Here is a 14,729-nt window from a genome sequence, read left to right on the forward strand (position 1 = left end):
CCCCTTCAGGTAGGTCGGATGAACCGTAGGCGTCATCCGACAAAAAAGCCCGCCACTTTTCGGAGTCTGGCGGGCTTTTTTTGCTCTCGTGCAACCCCGTCCCCCGGTTCAGCGATGCCTACTCATGAATCCTAAAACAACCTCTTTATAAGCCGGAATCACAAACGTCGCCGCATGAGGCGTGTCCGTTGGCAGAAACTGTTTGGGCTCCTCTGCCGCCTCATACAACGCCTCGCCGTGATGAAACGGAATAATCCCGTCTCGCTGGCTGTGAATCACCATCAACGGCACCGGGCTGATGCGGCCGATATGGTCCACGCCCTCGTACTTGTCGGTGATGGTCCAGCTAAGGGGAATCTGGAACGGCCAGGTCAGCCAGAAGCTGCCCAGCTTTTCCCGGGCGATGCCGCGAAAGCCCGAGAAGGTGCCGTCGAGGATGACACCGTTGAGAGCGGGCTTCTCCTTGCGCTGTATCCATTCGCTGGCGAGGGCGATGCCCAGCGCGCCGCCCAGGCTCTGGCCAAGGAGGTAAACCGGGGCGCCGTCGGTTTGCGGCTGCGCCATCAGCCAGCGCAGGCCGGTTTCGCTGTCGTGCAGGGTGCCTTCGATGTCCGGCGCGCCGGTGGAGCGGCCGTAGCCGCGGTAGTCGATGAGGAAGACGTTGTAGCCTTTGCCGGGCAGCCAGGCGACGTTCATCAGGTGGCTGCTGATGTTCTGGGCGTTACCATGGAGAAAGTAGACGGTGCCTTTGGCGCTGTCCTCAGGGGCGTCAGCGGGCAGCCACCAGCCGTGGAGGGTTTCGCCGTCGCCGGTGTCGAGGAGGACGTCCTCATACTCCAGGTTGAGCCGGTCGGGGGTGATGTAGGTGACTCTGTCCGGGTAGAAAAACACGCTGCTGCAACCGGTTTGCAGCAGCAGGGTCAGGGCCAGAGTGATACCTGTGAGCGTCTTCAGAAGTAGGCGTGCAGTCCCAGTTGCCATGTGGTGCGGTACCTGTCGTAGTGGTCTTCCCGGGTGAATTCACCGAACAGACTGAAATCCCGTCCGAGGTGCCAGCCGGCCCGGGTGTAAAGTTGATCCTGGCGGTGCTGGTTGCCCACGATCCAGGCTTTGGTTTTTACCCCGGCCATCAGGCTGAAGCGGTTGTTCTGGTGCAGCAGTCCCAGGTCGGCGCCGGGTGCGGCGTCGTAGCCTTTGTTGAGGTCGTTGTCGATCTCCAGGTCGGCGGTGGCCAGGGCGAACGCCTGCATCTTCGCGCCCAGCATCCAGCTGCCGCCTGCACCGCCTTCCAGGTAGGGTGTGAACACGCGGTCGGTTTCGGTGTCGGTGCGGCGGCCGCCGAAGCCCACCTGCCACGACAGCGGTGAGAAGAAGGGGGTACGGGGTGACAGGGAGCGGATTTCCACGCCTACGATCTGTTCCATCTGCAACTCGTCGTTATCGGTGTAATAACGGGCGTCCAGGCGCAGGAACTGGAGTTGGGCGCCACTGCGATAGCCGGCGGGCGGGTCCAATACGTCATGATAGGCCGGACGCAGGGTCAACTGGCTGAAGTTGCGTTCACCCATGCGACCGCCGCCCACACTGAAGCGGAAGGTGTCGTGGCCCTGGTCGTCGCGCACCTCTGGTTCTGGAGGCTTGTCGGCGGCGGCAACGTCGCGGATCTGGCTGCGGGTTCGTAGCAGGGCGTGTGACAGCGGCGCGGCGTGTTCCCGGGGCCAGGCGTCGGCTTCGCTCTGGTAGCGCACATAGTCGTAGGTGGCGTCCAGCAGGTGTGCCCGCTCACGGTCGGGGAGCCGGTTGACCTCCTGCGAGTCCACCGCCACGTAGCCATTGGCCACGGCCGACGCGAGGGTCTGGTGGTCCCCCGGCAAGGTGTTCAGGGAGTGAGTCACACTGGTGGCGGCAGAGGGACGGTATTTCACTTCCTGCACCAGCTCCTTGTCGACCACCCAGCGCACGGTGTCCGAGGGAATGGCATGGGTGCTGACTTCATCCAGCAGGTCGGTGCCCGGGCGCGCCACGTCAATCAGCGCCAGCAGGCGGTAAGCGCAGTTCTCGTCAAAGAAGTAGTAGTCAAAATTGATGTCTCTCAGTTCCCATGCGTGGGCGAGCATGAAGTCCACTTCGTCCTGGGTCAGGTTGAGCTGGTATTCCCACAGGTCCCGATGCTCGATGTCCGAGTACAGCCGTACCATCTCGTAATAGGGTTTGATGGAAGTGATGCCGGGATAGCCGCCAAAGATGCCCTTGTAGGCGAACAGGATTTCGCTGTCGTGGGCCGCGGCGTCGGCAGCGTAGGAGATAGTGTTGGCCAGCAACAGGTCGGCCTCGTCGTCATCCTGGGGTGGGTCAAGGCGGATGAACGTATGACCAAACATGGACGACGGGCTGTTCAGGTAAGACGCGGCGAACACCAGTGTCACCGTTTCGGTGTTCAGGGTCGTTTTCCAGTCGTCGTATTCCGGACATTCAATGTCCGTCTCCGGCAGCGCCAGTTGCTCCCTCAGCCAGCGGTCCCGGGCCGGAAAACGGCAGCGGGCATGACCGTCGCCCTCGCCGGGCGCAGAAATCGCTGCCAGGGTTGTCCGCAGTTCCGACTCGGGTGAGTGTTTGCCGTCATCGCTGAGGAAAAAGGCGTCGTCGTCGGCCTGACTGGTGTAACCGTTGGTGTACCGGTTCTTTTGGTAGTGGAGCAGCGTCAGCCAGTCGGGGTGTTCGTGCAGTTGTCCTGTGTCGGGAAGCGGGTTGGCGTATACCGGCGTGCCTGATGCCAGCCAGATCAAGGCCAGCCCGTACTGGAGCGTAGTGCGCATGGATAGTCGGTCGAATCCGGGTTGGGCGGATGGGTTGGAGCAGGGAGGTGCACCGTCCCTGGTGCACCGGTTCCCTTGGTATTGAGCGATCAGGCTGCTACGTATTTGCTCAGGGTCTGATCTTTTTCCAGCAGCGCCACGATGGCATCGACGGCTTCACCGGAGGTGGTTTCCGAGTTGGGGAAAATGGTTGCGAAGTTGTCCTGCAGGATCTGGCGGAAGGAATCCCGATCCGCTTCGTCTACACCCAGAAGAACGGCGAGGGTATCGAGGTTTTCGCCAGAGCCGCGAGACATGTCACGGGCGACCTTGTCGATGTTGCTGTCCATGTACATCGCCATGGACTGGACAGACTGGTTGGTCTGGCAACCCAGCGTACCGGTGGTCATACCGAAGGTCTGGTTACCGAATGTGCCGTTGGTGGTTGCGGCCAGAACGTGAGGGGCAATGCCGGACTGGCCCTTCCAGATCATGGCACCCACGCCACAGCCAGGCTGTGCAAAAGCCATGGATGAAGCGCCCAGAAGAATTGCACCTGCGATCAGTTTTTTCATTATCCACTCCTTGTTGTGGTCTAGCTCTCGTCGCTTTCCGCACCGGCCACCCCCTGGTGGCGCGTGCACGGTAACGGCCCTGACTGATTTCCCGTGGAGACAGGTTGACCGTTCAAGTGAGTATAGTCCAATTCCCGGAAAGGCAAGTGTGTGATGATGTGAGTTATTGATTTGTCCCGAAAAGCGCAGAAATATGATCACGTGTTCATATTCCAAAAACGTCTTTAAGATTCTCATAAATGAAACTATTGTTATAAAAAGGGCGTTTCGGTATAGTGCGCGCGGCCATGAAGGCTTACACACAACACATGGAGTCTTATCTGTGAAAAAAGCACTTATCGTATCCAGCCTGCTGCTGTCCGGCGCAATGACCGGCTGCTCTTCCCTGAACGTCAGCTCCAGCCCGGTTCCCCTGAACGGTTCCGTGGGCACCGATATCAAGGCTGATATCGAAGTGGGCGAGAAGATCACCGGTCAGTCTTCTGCTACCAAGGTTCTGTTTTTCACCATGAGCGACGACAACCAGTTCGCCGATGGTATGGAATACGGTAACGGCGGCGGCAGCGCGTTCGGTCTGGGTGGTCTGGATCCGGTGGCTTCGGTCAAGTCCGCTGCCGCTTTCAATGCCATCTCTGCGTCTGGCGCAGACGTCATTGTGGCGCCGCGTTACACCGTCAAGAAGAACGATTACCTGGTGTACGGCACCATCGACGTGACCGTGGAAGGTTACAAGGGCACCATCAAGAGCGTTAAGTAATCGCGCTCGGATGTGCCAGAACAAAAAGCCGGAGCATGGCTGCATGCTCCGGCTTTTTGGTACCTGCGACTCCAGTTCCGGCGCGAATCAGCCGCCCAGGTAGGCATTCTGCACGTCTGGGTTTGCCAGCAGATTCTTCCCGGTATCGTGCAGGCGGATCCTGCCGGTCTCCAGCACGTAGCCGCGGTCTGCCAGGTTCAGTGCCTGGTGAGCGTTCTGCTCCACCAGAAACACCGTGATCCCCTCTTCCCGCAGCTGACCGATGATCTCGAAGATCTGTTTGATCACCAGCGGGGCAAGCCCCAGAGACGGTTCGTCCAGAATGATCATGCTGGGCTTGCTCATCAGCGCGCGGCCAATCGCCAGCATCTGCTGCTCGCCCCCGGACATGGTGCCGGCACGCTGGTGCTCCCGCTCCTTGAGTCGCGGAAACAGGTCGTACACATGATCCTGGCTTTTGCGGATCTCCGCTTTGGTGTTGAAAAATCCGCCCATGTGGAGGTTTTCTTCCACCGTCAGGCCGGAGAACACCCTCCGGCCTTCGGGCACAATGGCGATACCCGACCGCATGATGCTGGCGGTGGGATCCCGGGTAATGTCCCGTCCTTCCAGAATGACCCGGCCAGAGCTGGCCTGGGGGCTTCCGCATACGGTCATCAGCAAGGTGGTTTTGCCGGCACCGTTGGCACCAATCAGTGAAACGATCTCCCCTTTGTTGACCTCCACGGATACCCCGTGGAGCGCTTCGATCTTGCCATAGTGGGTATGGACATCCTCAAGTACTAACATTGACATGGTTCAGGCCTCACCCAGATACGCTTTGATGACGTCATCGTTGTTGCGGATTTCGTCCGGCGTGCCACTGGCCAGGGGGCGCCCCTGATTGATGACGTTGATGCGGTCGGAAATGTCCATGACCAGGCTCATGTCGTGTTCGATGAGCACCACCGAGACGTTGTAATCCTCTTTCAGGCTGACGATCAGCTGATTGAGGTCGCGGGTTTCTGATGGGTTCAGGCCCGCAGCCGGCTCATCCAGCATCAGCAGTTTCGGCTCGGTCACCATGCAGCGGGCAATCTCCAGCCGCCGTTGCTGGCCGTAAGCCAGGTTGCCGGCGTCCACGTTCGCCAGCTCCAGCAACCCCACCCGCTTCAGCCAGTATGAGGCGCGGTCCAGGGATTTTTGCTCCTGGGCACGGTAATTCGGTGTCCGCAGCAATCCGGAAACCAGGTTGGTGTTCAGATGACGGTGCTGGGCCACCAGCAGGTTCTCCACCACCGTCATGCTGTTGAACAAGCGTACGTGCTGGAACGTGCGCACCATGCCCAGCCGGGAAATCCGATAATCCGGCGTGCCCTGAATCTCCCGGTCTTCAAACAGGATTTTCCCGCCTGTGGGCTTGTAAAAACCGCTCATGCAGTTGAATACGGTGGTTTTGCCGGCCCCGTTGGGGCCGATGATAGAGACAATCTCATGTTCCTGAACGTCCAGTGAGACCTGATCCACTGCCAGGAGTCCGCCAAAGCGCATGGACAGATTCTGTACTTCTAGCATCGTCCGTTACTCCTGTGATTTCAGCTCAATATGGATTCGACGCATGGGCATCAGCCCCTGCGGTCGCCACACCATCATCAGCACCATGGCCGCACCGAAGATCAGCATCCGGTACTCGGAAAACTCCCGCGCCAGCTCCGGCAGGATGGTGACGGCGATGGCGGCGAGAATCACGCCCATCTGCGAGCCCATGCCACCGAGCACAACGATGGCCAGGATAATCGCGGATTCCAGGAACACGAACGATTCCGGGCTGATAAAGCCCTGCTTGGAGGCAAACACAGTCCCGGCAAAACCGGCGAAAAACGCTCCGATGGTGAACGCGGACAGTTTTACGGCGGTTCGGCTCAACCCCAGAGAGCGCGCGGCGATTTCGTCTTCCCGCAACGCTTCCCAGGCACGACCAACGGGCATGCGCATCAGGCGGCGAATCACCAGTGCGGTAATCACCGCAAGCACCAGCGCGATCAGGTACAGAAAGATGATCTTGTGCTCGCTGCTGTAGGCGATGCCGAAGGTTTCGTGGAACGAGGTATTGCCTTCTTCTTTCACACGACGCCCGAATTCCATACCAAACAGGGTAGGGTCGGGAATCCCGCCGATGCCGTTCGGGCCGCCGGTCAGGTTGGTCATGTTATTCAGCAGGATGCGGATTATCTCGCCGAAGCCGAGGGTGACGATCGCCAGATAGTCGCCCCTGAGCCGCAGTACCGGGAAGCCCAGTACCAGGCCGAACAGGGCCGCCAGCAAGGCGCCCAGGGGCAGGGCGAACCAGAAGGAGACGCCGTAGTACTGGGACAGTAAGGCAAAGGTGTAAGCCCCCACAGCGTAAAACGCCACATAGCCAAGGTCCAGCAGGCCGGCGAGTCCGACCACCACGTTCAGGCCCAGGGCCAGCATGACGTAGATCAGTACCAGCGTTGCCAGGTCGACCGAACCCCGGGACACGAAGAACGGCCAGAACAGTGCGCCAACGATGATCAGGGTCAGCAGGGTGGACTCGAGCTTCAGTCGTTTGCTTTGCTCCATGGGCTGACGGTTTGCCAATGGATTGAGCGCTGGCGCTTTACCCAGTAGGCCCATGATGTTGTCTCGGAACAGCTGGAACAGGAACACCGCGACGGCGGCCAGCAGAACCAGACCGATTGTGTGGGTTTTGGCGCCCTCCAGAACGATGTTGGTCCCCGAGGAAACCAGGTTGAACCCAAGAATCGGATAGGCAATGACGAGGGTGACGATTGCGCAGAACAGCGCATGTTTCAGATTATGAGCAGCCATCAGATCTTCTCGACCTCCGGTTTGCCGAGCAAGCCCGTGGGCTTGAAGAGAAGAATCAGAATCAGCAGGCCAAAGGACACCACGTCCTTGTATTCGCCGCTGAGGTAGCCCGAGGTCATACTCTCGGCCACGCCAAGAATCAGGCCGCCGAGCATGGCGCCCGGTATGCTGCCAATGCCGCCAAGCACGGCGGCAGTAAAGGCCTTGAGGCCTGCAATGAAGCCGAACAGGGGGTCAATGGAACCGTAATACATGCCCAGCAGCAGACCCGCCACCGCAGCCAGGGCGGCGCCAATAATAAAGGTGGCGGAAATGATTCGGTTGGTGTCAATGCCCAGCAGGTTCGCCATGCCCAGATCCTGAGACACGGCCCGGCAGGCGCGGCCGATGCGGGATCGTGAAATGAACAGGGACAGCAGCGTCATACAGACCAGTGTGGTGATGAAGATGGTGATCTGCATGTAGGAGATGGAGGTCTGGAACGAATCCGCACTGCCGAAACGGAAGCCGCCTTCAATCAGGGCAGGAAAACCGATGTTTCGTGAACCCTGGGCGAGGTGCACATAGTTTTGCAGGAAAATGGACATGCCGATGGCCGAGATCAACGGGATCAGCCGATGCCGGCCGCGAACAGGACGGTAGGCCACCCGCTCCACAGCCCAGCCCATGGAACTGGATACAATCATGGCGCAGACCAGCGCGACGATCAGAATAACCGGTAACCAGGCGATGCCAAGGGCAGCAAGGCCGGTAATGGCAATCAGCGCGGTGTAGGCGCCGATCATGTAGATCTCACCATGGGCAAAGTTGATCATGCCGATGATGCCGTAAACCATCGTATAACCGATGGCGATCAGGGCGTAGGTGCTCCCGATCGTGAGCCCGTTAATGAGCTGCTGGAAAAAATAAAGGAGGTCTTGCATGGTTTTGGGACTCCGAAAGCCTGCCCCCTCCACTGGCCACACAGACGCACCGGGGTAACGGCGCGGGTATGGGAAGGATCAACAGGAGCCTAGAAAAACACCTTCTCCCGGATCGCGGTGAGAAGGTGCTCTCAGTATTACCGTTTTTTAATGATTTCGGCTCAGTTTACCGGAGTTTTGCTGCCATCTGAATGCCATTCGTAGACAACGAACTCGAATGACTTCATGTCACCCTTCTCATCGTACTCAACGGTGCCGATCGGGGTGTTGAAGGAGTTGCTGCGCAGTGCGGCGGCAACGTCGAAAGGATCGGTGGATCCGGCCTGCTCAATGCCTTCGGCGATCAGCTGCACGGCGGTGTAGGAGGTCAGTACGAATGGACCGGAGGGGTCTTCGCCTTTGTCCTGGAAGGCTTTTACCAGACCCTGGTTTTCGGCTTTCTCGTCAAAGGCCGGTGGCAGGGTGACCAGCAAGCCTTCGGCGGCATCGCCGGCAATGGTGTTGATGTCCTTGTTGCCAACGCCTTCCGGGCCCATGAAGATCGCATCAAGATCCGCCTGGCGCGCCTGCCGCAGGATCAGGCCCAGCTCGGGGTGGTAGCCGCCGTAGTAGACATAATCCACATCTGCCTGCTTGAGCTTGGTGACCAGGGAGGAGAAGTCCTTGTCGCCAGCGGTAATGCCCTCGAACAGCGCCACTTCCACGCCGGCGTCCTTGAGGGTGTCACGCACCGCCGTGGCGATACCTTCACCGTACTGTTGCTTGTCGTGAACGATGGCCACGCGCTCCGGGTTCAGGCTGGCGATATGGTTGCCGGCAACCGGGCCCTGCATGCTGTCCAGACCGATGGTGCGGAACACCAGTTCATAGCCGCGCTCGGTGATATCGGGGCTGGTGGAAGCCGGCGTCACCATCAGAATGCCTTCGTCTTCGTAGATGTCAGACGCCGGCTGGGTAGAGCTGGAACAGAGGTGACCAACAACGAAGCGCACACCGTCGTTGACCAGACGGTTAGCGACGGTCACTGCCTGCTTGGGGTCACACACGTCATCCACTTCGACGGCTTCGAGCATCTCGCCGCTCACGCCGCCATCGGCGTTGATGCGTTCGATGGCCATACGGGCACCGGAGAACTGCATGTCACCATACTGGGCAACGGGGCCGGTGACCGGGCCGGCGATACCAATCTTGATTTCGGCGACGGCATGGCCGGCGCCCATCAGGGCTACAGAAGCGCTAACTGCAGTTACGAGTTTCTTTACTGACGTTTTCATTGGGTCGGTCCTGTTTTGTTCAGGGTTATTCTTATGTTCTCAGAGAGTTAAACAAACACCACACCCTGCAGCTTGTCAAGCATATCGGGCCAGTCTTCGCTCCGGAACATGATGGGTCTCTGTCGTGGTTGTTTTCGGCTGAGAGAGGGAGCAAAGACCGTGCCGGTCTGTGATCAGTCGTTCGGATTGTGGTCGTCTGTGTCAGGAAAAACCATGGCTCTGAACCGCTCGTGGTCCCGCAGTTGCTCGAAGCTCGGGTCCACCGAGGCATCATCGCGGTAGGCCTCGGAAATGTCGATGGCCTTCTGCAGGGTGGCGACGGCATCGTCCCAGCGCCCAATTTCGGCGTAGGCGCATGCCAGCTGGTAGTGCGCGTGGCCGTTCTGCGGCGCCAGTTTGAGGGCGCGCTGGCACAAGCTGATGGCCCACAGCGGCTCCTGCATTTCCAGCACGGCGTCGGCTTTATAGCTGAGCGCCTCGACGTCGTCGGGGCGCAGATCGAGAATCTGGTCGTAAGCGCCGATCTTGTTTTGCTGCGAAGTTTCCTGACTGGCTTTCAGCCACAGAGAATGCACTTCGTTGGTGCGCTCGATTTCCGCCTGGTTCTGATGGATGATGTCGGACTTCTGCTGCAGCTGCTCTTCGATGGACTTGAGACGTTTCTCGTATTCGACGACCAGCTCGTTCACCCGTTTCTCGGCCAGACTGGTGAGCTGGTTACGCATGTCACGGATGGAGTTCCAGCCAATCACCACCAGAATCGAGGTGGCACCGGCAATCAGGTAAAAGAAGTAGGTCACGGTATCGGTGGCGTAGGACATGGTCTTGTCGGCCACTGACAGCTCCTTGTCCACAACCTTCTCGATGAGCTCGGCGCGGGTGTTCTGCATTTCCTTGCGCAGGGCTTTGCTTTCCTCCAGCAGGTACAGCTCCACAAAGGGCGTGTACATGGGCTTTTCCAGGGTTTTGATGCGCTGCTCGACATCCTCGGCCGTCGGTTCATCCGCTGACGCGCCGGCCTCCTGGGCCTGCACCCCGGTGCTCAGGAGCAGGGCGAAAAGGACGCCAACCAGAAGCGGCAGGAAGCGGAAATTCGTCAGGAATGGGTATCGTATATCGTGCGTGGTCATTGAGCCTTGTCCGTGAGCGGTGAATCAAAAGGGGTGACCTTAGCATAGTGGCGGGTCAAAAAAATGCAGGATGACCGACAGGCAATTGCATCACATGGTTGTAACGTGTCGACTTGCATTTACAGGAATAACGACCTCTAATAGTTAGAGGTATAAACAAGTTGCAAAAGGCAAGTGAGGCTCAAGCCGATGGCGAGTAGCAAAGTGCTTTACTCGAAACAGCTCAATGCCTCCGATGTGAATCAGAATGCGGCCGATGGCCCGGATCGGAGTGGAATCGTGAACAATTATGAACAGGTGCTGGTGGCCCTGCGGCGTGTTATCCGCGCCACGGATCTGCATTCCAAGCGTTTGAGCAAGCATGCCGGCCTGACCGGCCCCCAGTTGCTAATCATGCGCAGCATCCGTGATCTGGGTGAGGTGACGATCGGTACCATTGCCGAGAAGGTGAGCCTGAGCCAGGCGACGGTGACCACGATTCTGGATCGTCTGGAACACCGCAAACTGGTTTACCGGGTGCGCAGCACTCAGGACAAGCGCAAGGTGCACGCCCACCTCACCGAGGATGGCGCGGACATCCTGGCCCGCGCGCCGCAGCCGTTGCAGGAGGATTTCATCAAGAAGTTTCAGAGCCTGCACGAGTGGGAGCAGACTATGATCATCGCGTCACTGCAGCGGGTGGCCAACATGATGGATGCGGATGATATCGATGCTTCGCCGGTGCTGGATGTGGGGCCGGTGTTGAAGGACGATGGCTGGAAGGAGAAGGCCTGACGTTTATGTGCCCTGACACCGATCGACTCTCAGTTGTCCTCCCCTGGGTTTTCTTGGCCTCGTAGGTCGGATTAGCAACGCGTAATCCGACACATGAATGATTAATGCACCGACGAGCCCCGCTTCGGCTTATTGCCGAAACACACTTGAAACACATCGCTGTAATGCCTGGCGAAATTCACCGTCAGGCCCTCCTTCAGATAGTCCGGTAACTCCTCGTAATCGCCCCGGTTCGCATCCGGCAGGATCAGGTTGCTGATTTTCTGCCGGCGGGCGGCGATGACTTTTTCGCGAATGCCGCCAACCGGCAATACCTGCCCAGTCAACGTCAGCTCGCCGGTCATGGCGATGTTCTGCTGAGGCGCTTCCCGCCGTGCGATGGAGAGCAGAGCGGTGGCCATGGTGACGCCGGCACTGGGTCCGTCCTTGGGGGTGGCGCCCTCCGGCACATGCAGGTGCACGAAGGATTTGTCGAAGAATGTGGGGTCGCCCTTGAAGCGCTTGAGGTTTGACGACACGTAGCTGTAGGCGATTTCCGCGGACTCTTTCATAACGTCGCCGAGCTGGCCGGTCAGCTTGAAGCCCCGTTGCGAGCTGTGGATGCGCGAGGCCTCAATACTGAGGGTGGCGCCGCCCATGGCGGTCCAGGCCAGACCGGTGACCACGCCAGTGCCCTTGAGAGACTTTTCTTTGCGGAAGGCCGGTTGGCCAAGGTAATGGGGCAGGTCAGCCACGCCCACTTTCACCGGAGTGTCCGGGGTTTCGAGCAGGCGCACGATGCCTTTGCGGATGATCTTGTGCAGCATCTTTTCCAGGTTTCGCACACCGGCTTCCCGGGCGTAGCCCTCGATGACCTGCTTGATGGCGGCGTCGGTGATGTTGAGTTGCTTTTTCAGCAGTCCGGTTCGCTTGAGCAGCCGCGGCATCAGGTAATGCTTGGCGATGGCCAGTTTTTCCTCGGCGATGTAGCCGGACAGCCGGATCACGTCCATGCGGTCGAGCAGGGGCCGTGGGATGGTGTCCAGCTGGTTGGCGGTACAGATGAACAGTACCTTTGAAAGGTCCATGCGCACGTCCAGGTAGTGATCGAGAAACTCCCGGTTCTGCTCCGGATCGAGGGTCTCCAGCAGGGCAGAAGCCGGGTCGCCCTGGTAGGAGGCCCCGATCTTGTCGATCTCGTCCAGCATGATCACCGGGTTGGACACTTTGGAGTCTTTCAGGGCCTGTACGAACTTGCCGGGCATGGCGCCGATGTAGGTGCGGCGGTGGCCCTTGATCTCGGCCTCGTCGCGCATCCCGCCGACGCTGAAGCGGAAGAACTTGCGGCCCAGCGCGTCTGCCACAGAGTGGCCGATGGAGGTTTTGCCGACGCCGGGCGGGCCTACAAGGAGCAAAATAGACCCGCTGACCTCGTTCTTGAAGGTGCCTTCGGCGAGGAACTCGACAATTCGGTCTTTAACATCCTCAAGGCCGTCGTGATCGCGGTCGAGAATGCGGCGGGCCTCGGCCAGATCAAAGTGATCGTCGGAGGTTACGCCCCAGGGCACCTGGGTGAGCCAGTCCAGGTAGTTGCGGGTTACCCCGTATTCCGGCGAGCCCTGTTCCAGGATCTGCAGTTTCTGCAGCTCGTCCTCAAAGCGCTCACGTACCTGGTCCGGCGGGTTCAGTTTCGCCATGCGCTCCTCGAAGCGCTCGACGTCGGCGGTCTTGTCGTCCTTGGCCATACCCAGCTCGCGCTGGATGACCTTCAGTTGCTCCTTGAGGAAAAACTCCCGCTGGTGCTTCTGCACCTTTTCGTTCACTTCCTCGCTGATCTCGCTCTGCAGCCGCGCCACTTCCTGCTCTTTGCGCATCAATAACAGCACTTTCTCCATGCGGCGCAACAAGGGCACGGTGTCCAGCACGTCTTGCAGCTCGCGGCCGGGGGCGCTGGTCATGGACGCGCCAAAATCCGCCAGGGGGGAACTGTCATCGGGGCCGAAGCGGGACAGGTACTGCTTCACTTCCTCGCCATACAGGGGGTTGGTACGCAGCAGATCTTTGATGGCACTGATGATGGCAAGGGTGTATGCCTTGAGTTCGTCTGCCGCTTCCTCGGGCTCATTCGGGTAGTCCACTTCCACCAGATAGGGTGGTTTGCGACGCAGCCACTGAACGATACGAAACCGCTGCAGACCCTGAGCGATGAACTGTACCTTGCCACCTTCCTGTTGGGCCTGATGCACCCGCACCGCGCATCCCGTGGTTTCCAGCTCGTCACTGGGTGGGATGCCGCCGTCCGCCGCTACGCTGTCGACAAAACAGATGCCAAGGACCTTGTGGTCGGTCTCCGCCACACGTTTGAGGGTTTCATGCCAGGGGTCCTGATTGACCACCACCGGCTGTACCTGGGCCGGGAAGAACGGCCGGTTGGATACCGGCAGCACGTACATGCGCCGCGGCATGGTCTGCTGGGGCAGCGCCAGGCTCTTGCTGTTCTCGTCCTTGCCAATGTACTCGGTGACGTCTTCCTCGAATTCTTCAAACGCGTCATTACGGTTGTCGTCGTTCATGCCGTGCAAGCTTCCATCCGCGAAGTGTGGGAACAGGGGCGCTGGCCCCGACGTTTCATTAGTACCTTATGTAACGCCGGCTGCCCGATTTTCAAGGAGCGCAGGCGAAGATGTGTACGTACCTTGAAATGTGACGGTTTGCCCCCAATACCACAGCAAATCCGATGAAAATTTACCTTCTGTTCAGGTGCTACTGATGAACCAGTCCCCTTATATCTTCGAAGCCACGATGGAGAACTTCCAGCAAAAGGTTATGGAGGCCTCCGCCACCACGCCTGTTCTCGTGGATGTCTGGGCTGAATGGTGCGCGCCCTGCAAGCAGTTGATGCCGCTGCTGGAGAAACTGGCGAACGAATACGAGGGCGGTTTTCTGCTGGCCAAGGTCAACGCGGACGAGCAGGAACAGCTGACGACATCGCTGGGGGTGCGTAGCCTGCCAACCATCATTCTGGTGAAAGACGGCCAGGCCGTGGACGGATTCAACGGTGCGCTGCCGGAAAGCGAGATCCGCAAGGTGCTCGACAAGCATGTCGAGGCGCCGGAAGAAGATCCTTACGACAAGGCCCATCGGTTGTGGGAAGCCGGCGATGCGGAGGCTGCGCTGACGATTCTGACCGAAATGAACCAGAAAGATCCGGAGAACCTCAAGGTACTGATCGACCTGGCTCAGCTAAAGGCCGAGCAGGGCGACCTTGAAACCGCGGAACAGGTGCTTGCCAGCCTGCCGCCGGAAGAGAAAATGCAGCATCAGGCCAAGCAGCTGGCGGCGCGAGTGAAGTTCCTCAAGCAGTCGGCGGAGCTGCCGCCCATCAAGGATCTGGAAATGGCGCTGGAACAGGATCCGAAAGATCCCAACGCCCTGCATCAACTGGCACTGCACCACGTGTTGGGTGAAAACAATGCCGAAGCCATGGAGCTATTGATCCGTCTGATGCGGGTGGACAGCAAGTACAAGGATGAGGTGGCCAAGACCACACTGATCGAGTTGTTCGACAAGCTGGGTAACAACAACCCGGACGTGCGGACGTATCGGCGCAAGCTCTACACCCTGATGCACTGATCCGGGCACTGGCCCTCCGCCGTACACAGGAGTGACAGAGGCTCGTTACTCCTGTGC

13 protein-coding genes are annotated in these 14,729 nt (G+C 59.2%); 3 read left to right on the forward strand and 10 right to left on the reverse strand.

The window, feature by feature from the left end; genetic code table 11:
* Positions 1-108: 108 nt before the first annotated feature.
* From R0125_RS01800 to R0125_RS01810, 3 genes are all read right to left on the reverse strand, one after another.
* Positions 109-981, reverse strand: coding sequence for an alpha/beta hydrolase (locus tag R0125_RS01800; protein ID WP_317236921.1), 873 nt, complete (start codon positions 979-981; stop codon positions 109-111).
* Positions 951-2,816, reverse strand: a complete 1,866-nt coding sequence (locus tag R0125_RS01805; protein ID WP_317236922.1) for a DUF4105 domain-containing protein — start codon at positions 2,814-2,816, stop codon at positions 951-953. Before R0125_RS01805 ends, R0125_RS01800 begins: the two co-directional genes overlap by 31 nt.
* Before the next feature lie 89 nt (positions 2,817-2,905).
* A complete protein-coding gene (locus tag R0125_RS01810) occupies positions 2,906-3,370 on the reverse strand; it encodes a DUF3015 domain-containing protein (protein WP_317236923.1) in 465 nt (154 codons plus the stop codon).
* A 322-nt stretch (positions 3,371-3,692) separates the two neighbouring features.
* Between R0125_RS01810 and R0125_RS01815 the strand changes: the two genes are divergently transcribed.
* The gene (locus R0125_RS01815) at positions 3,693-4,127 is read left to right on the forward strand and encodes a hypothetical protein (RefSeq protein ID WP_248181331.1); all 435 of its coding nucleotides are present in this window, start codon (positions 3,693-3,695) and stop codon (positions 4,125-4,127) included.
* An 87-nt stretch (positions 4,128-4,214) separates the two neighbouring features.
* Here R0125_RS01815 and R0125_RS01820 read toward each other — a convergent pair whose 3' ends face one another.
* The 6 genes from R0125_RS01820 to R0125_RS01845 form a co-directional block, all read right to left on the reverse strand.
* The gene (locus R0125_RS01820; RefSeq protein ID WP_317237946.1) at positions 4,215-4,916 is read right to left on the reverse strand and encodes an ABC transporter ATP-binding protein; all 702 of its coding nucleotides are present in this window, start codon (positions 4,914-4,916) and stop codon (positions 4,215-4,217) included.
* Between the two features lie 9 nt (positions 4,917-4,925).
* A complete protein-coding gene (gene livG, locus R0125_RS01825) occupies positions 4,926-5,681 on the reverse strand; it encodes a high-affinity branched-chain amino acid ABC transporter ATP-binding protein LivG (RefSeq protein ID WP_317236924.1) in 756 nt (251 codons plus the stop codon).
* A gap of 6 nt (positions 5,682-5,687) precedes the next feature.
* Positions 5,688-6,959: a high-affinity branched-chain amino acid ABC transporter permease LivM gene (locus tag R0125_RS01830; RefSeq protein ID WP_317236925.1), complete on the reverse strand. Its 1,272-nt coding sequence runs from the start codon at positions 6,957-6,959 to the stop codon at positions 5,688-5,690.
* Positions 6,959-7,882, reverse strand: coding sequence for a high-affinity branched-chain amino acid ABC transporter permease LivH (livH, locus tag R0125_RS01835; RefSeq protein WP_248181326.1), 924 nt, complete (start codon positions 7,880-7,882; stop codon positions 6,959-6,961). Before livH ends, R0125_RS01830 begins: the two co-directional genes overlap by 1 nt.
* 161 nt (positions 7,883-8,043) lie before the next feature.
* A complete protein-coding gene (locus tag R0125_RS01840; RefSeq protein ID WP_317236926.1) occupies positions 8,044-9,156 on the reverse strand; it encodes a branched-chain amino acid ABC transporter substrate-binding protein in 1,113 nt (370 codons plus the stop codon).
* Positions 9,157-9,329: 173 nt separating this feature from the next.
* Complete coding sequence (locus tag R0125_RS01845; RefSeq protein ID WP_317236927.1) at positions 9,330-10,286, reverse strand: tetratricopeptide repeat protein; 957 nt, start codon at positions 10,284-10,286, stop codon at positions 9,330-9,332.
* 279 nt (positions 10,287-10,565) lie between these two features.
* Between R0125_RS01845 and R0125_RS01850 the strand changes: the two genes are divergently transcribed.
* Complete coding sequence (locus R0125_RS01850; protein ID WP_248181707.1) at positions 10,566-11,060, forward strand: MarR family winged helix-turn-helix transcriptional regulator; 495 nt, start codon at positions 10,566-10,568, stop codon at positions 11,058-11,060.
* Positions 11,061-11,161: 101 nt separating this feature from the next.
* Here the strand turns inward: R0125_RS01850 and lon are convergent, their stop codons facing one another.
* Entirely contained in the window at positions 11,162-13,612 is a 2,451-nt protein-coding gene (gene lon, locus R0125_RS01855) for an endopeptidase La (protein ID WP_317236928.1), read from the reverse strand.
* Positions 13,613-13,808: 196 nt separating this feature from the next.
* On the opposite strand from lon, the gene trxA reads away from it, so the two are divergent.
* Positions 13,809-14,672: a thioredoxin gene (gene trxA, locus R0125_RS01860; RefSeq protein WP_248181321.1), complete on the forward strand. Its 864-nt coding sequence runs from the start codon at positions 13,809-13,811 to the stop codon at positions 14,670-14,672.
* Positions 14,673-14,729: the final 57 nt, after the last annotated feature.

Source organism: Marinobacter sp. M-5 (assembly GCF_032911545.1).
Lineage (GTDB): Bacteria > Pseudomonadota > Gammaproteobacteria > Pseudomonadales > Oleiphilaceae > Marinobacter > Marinobacter goseongensis.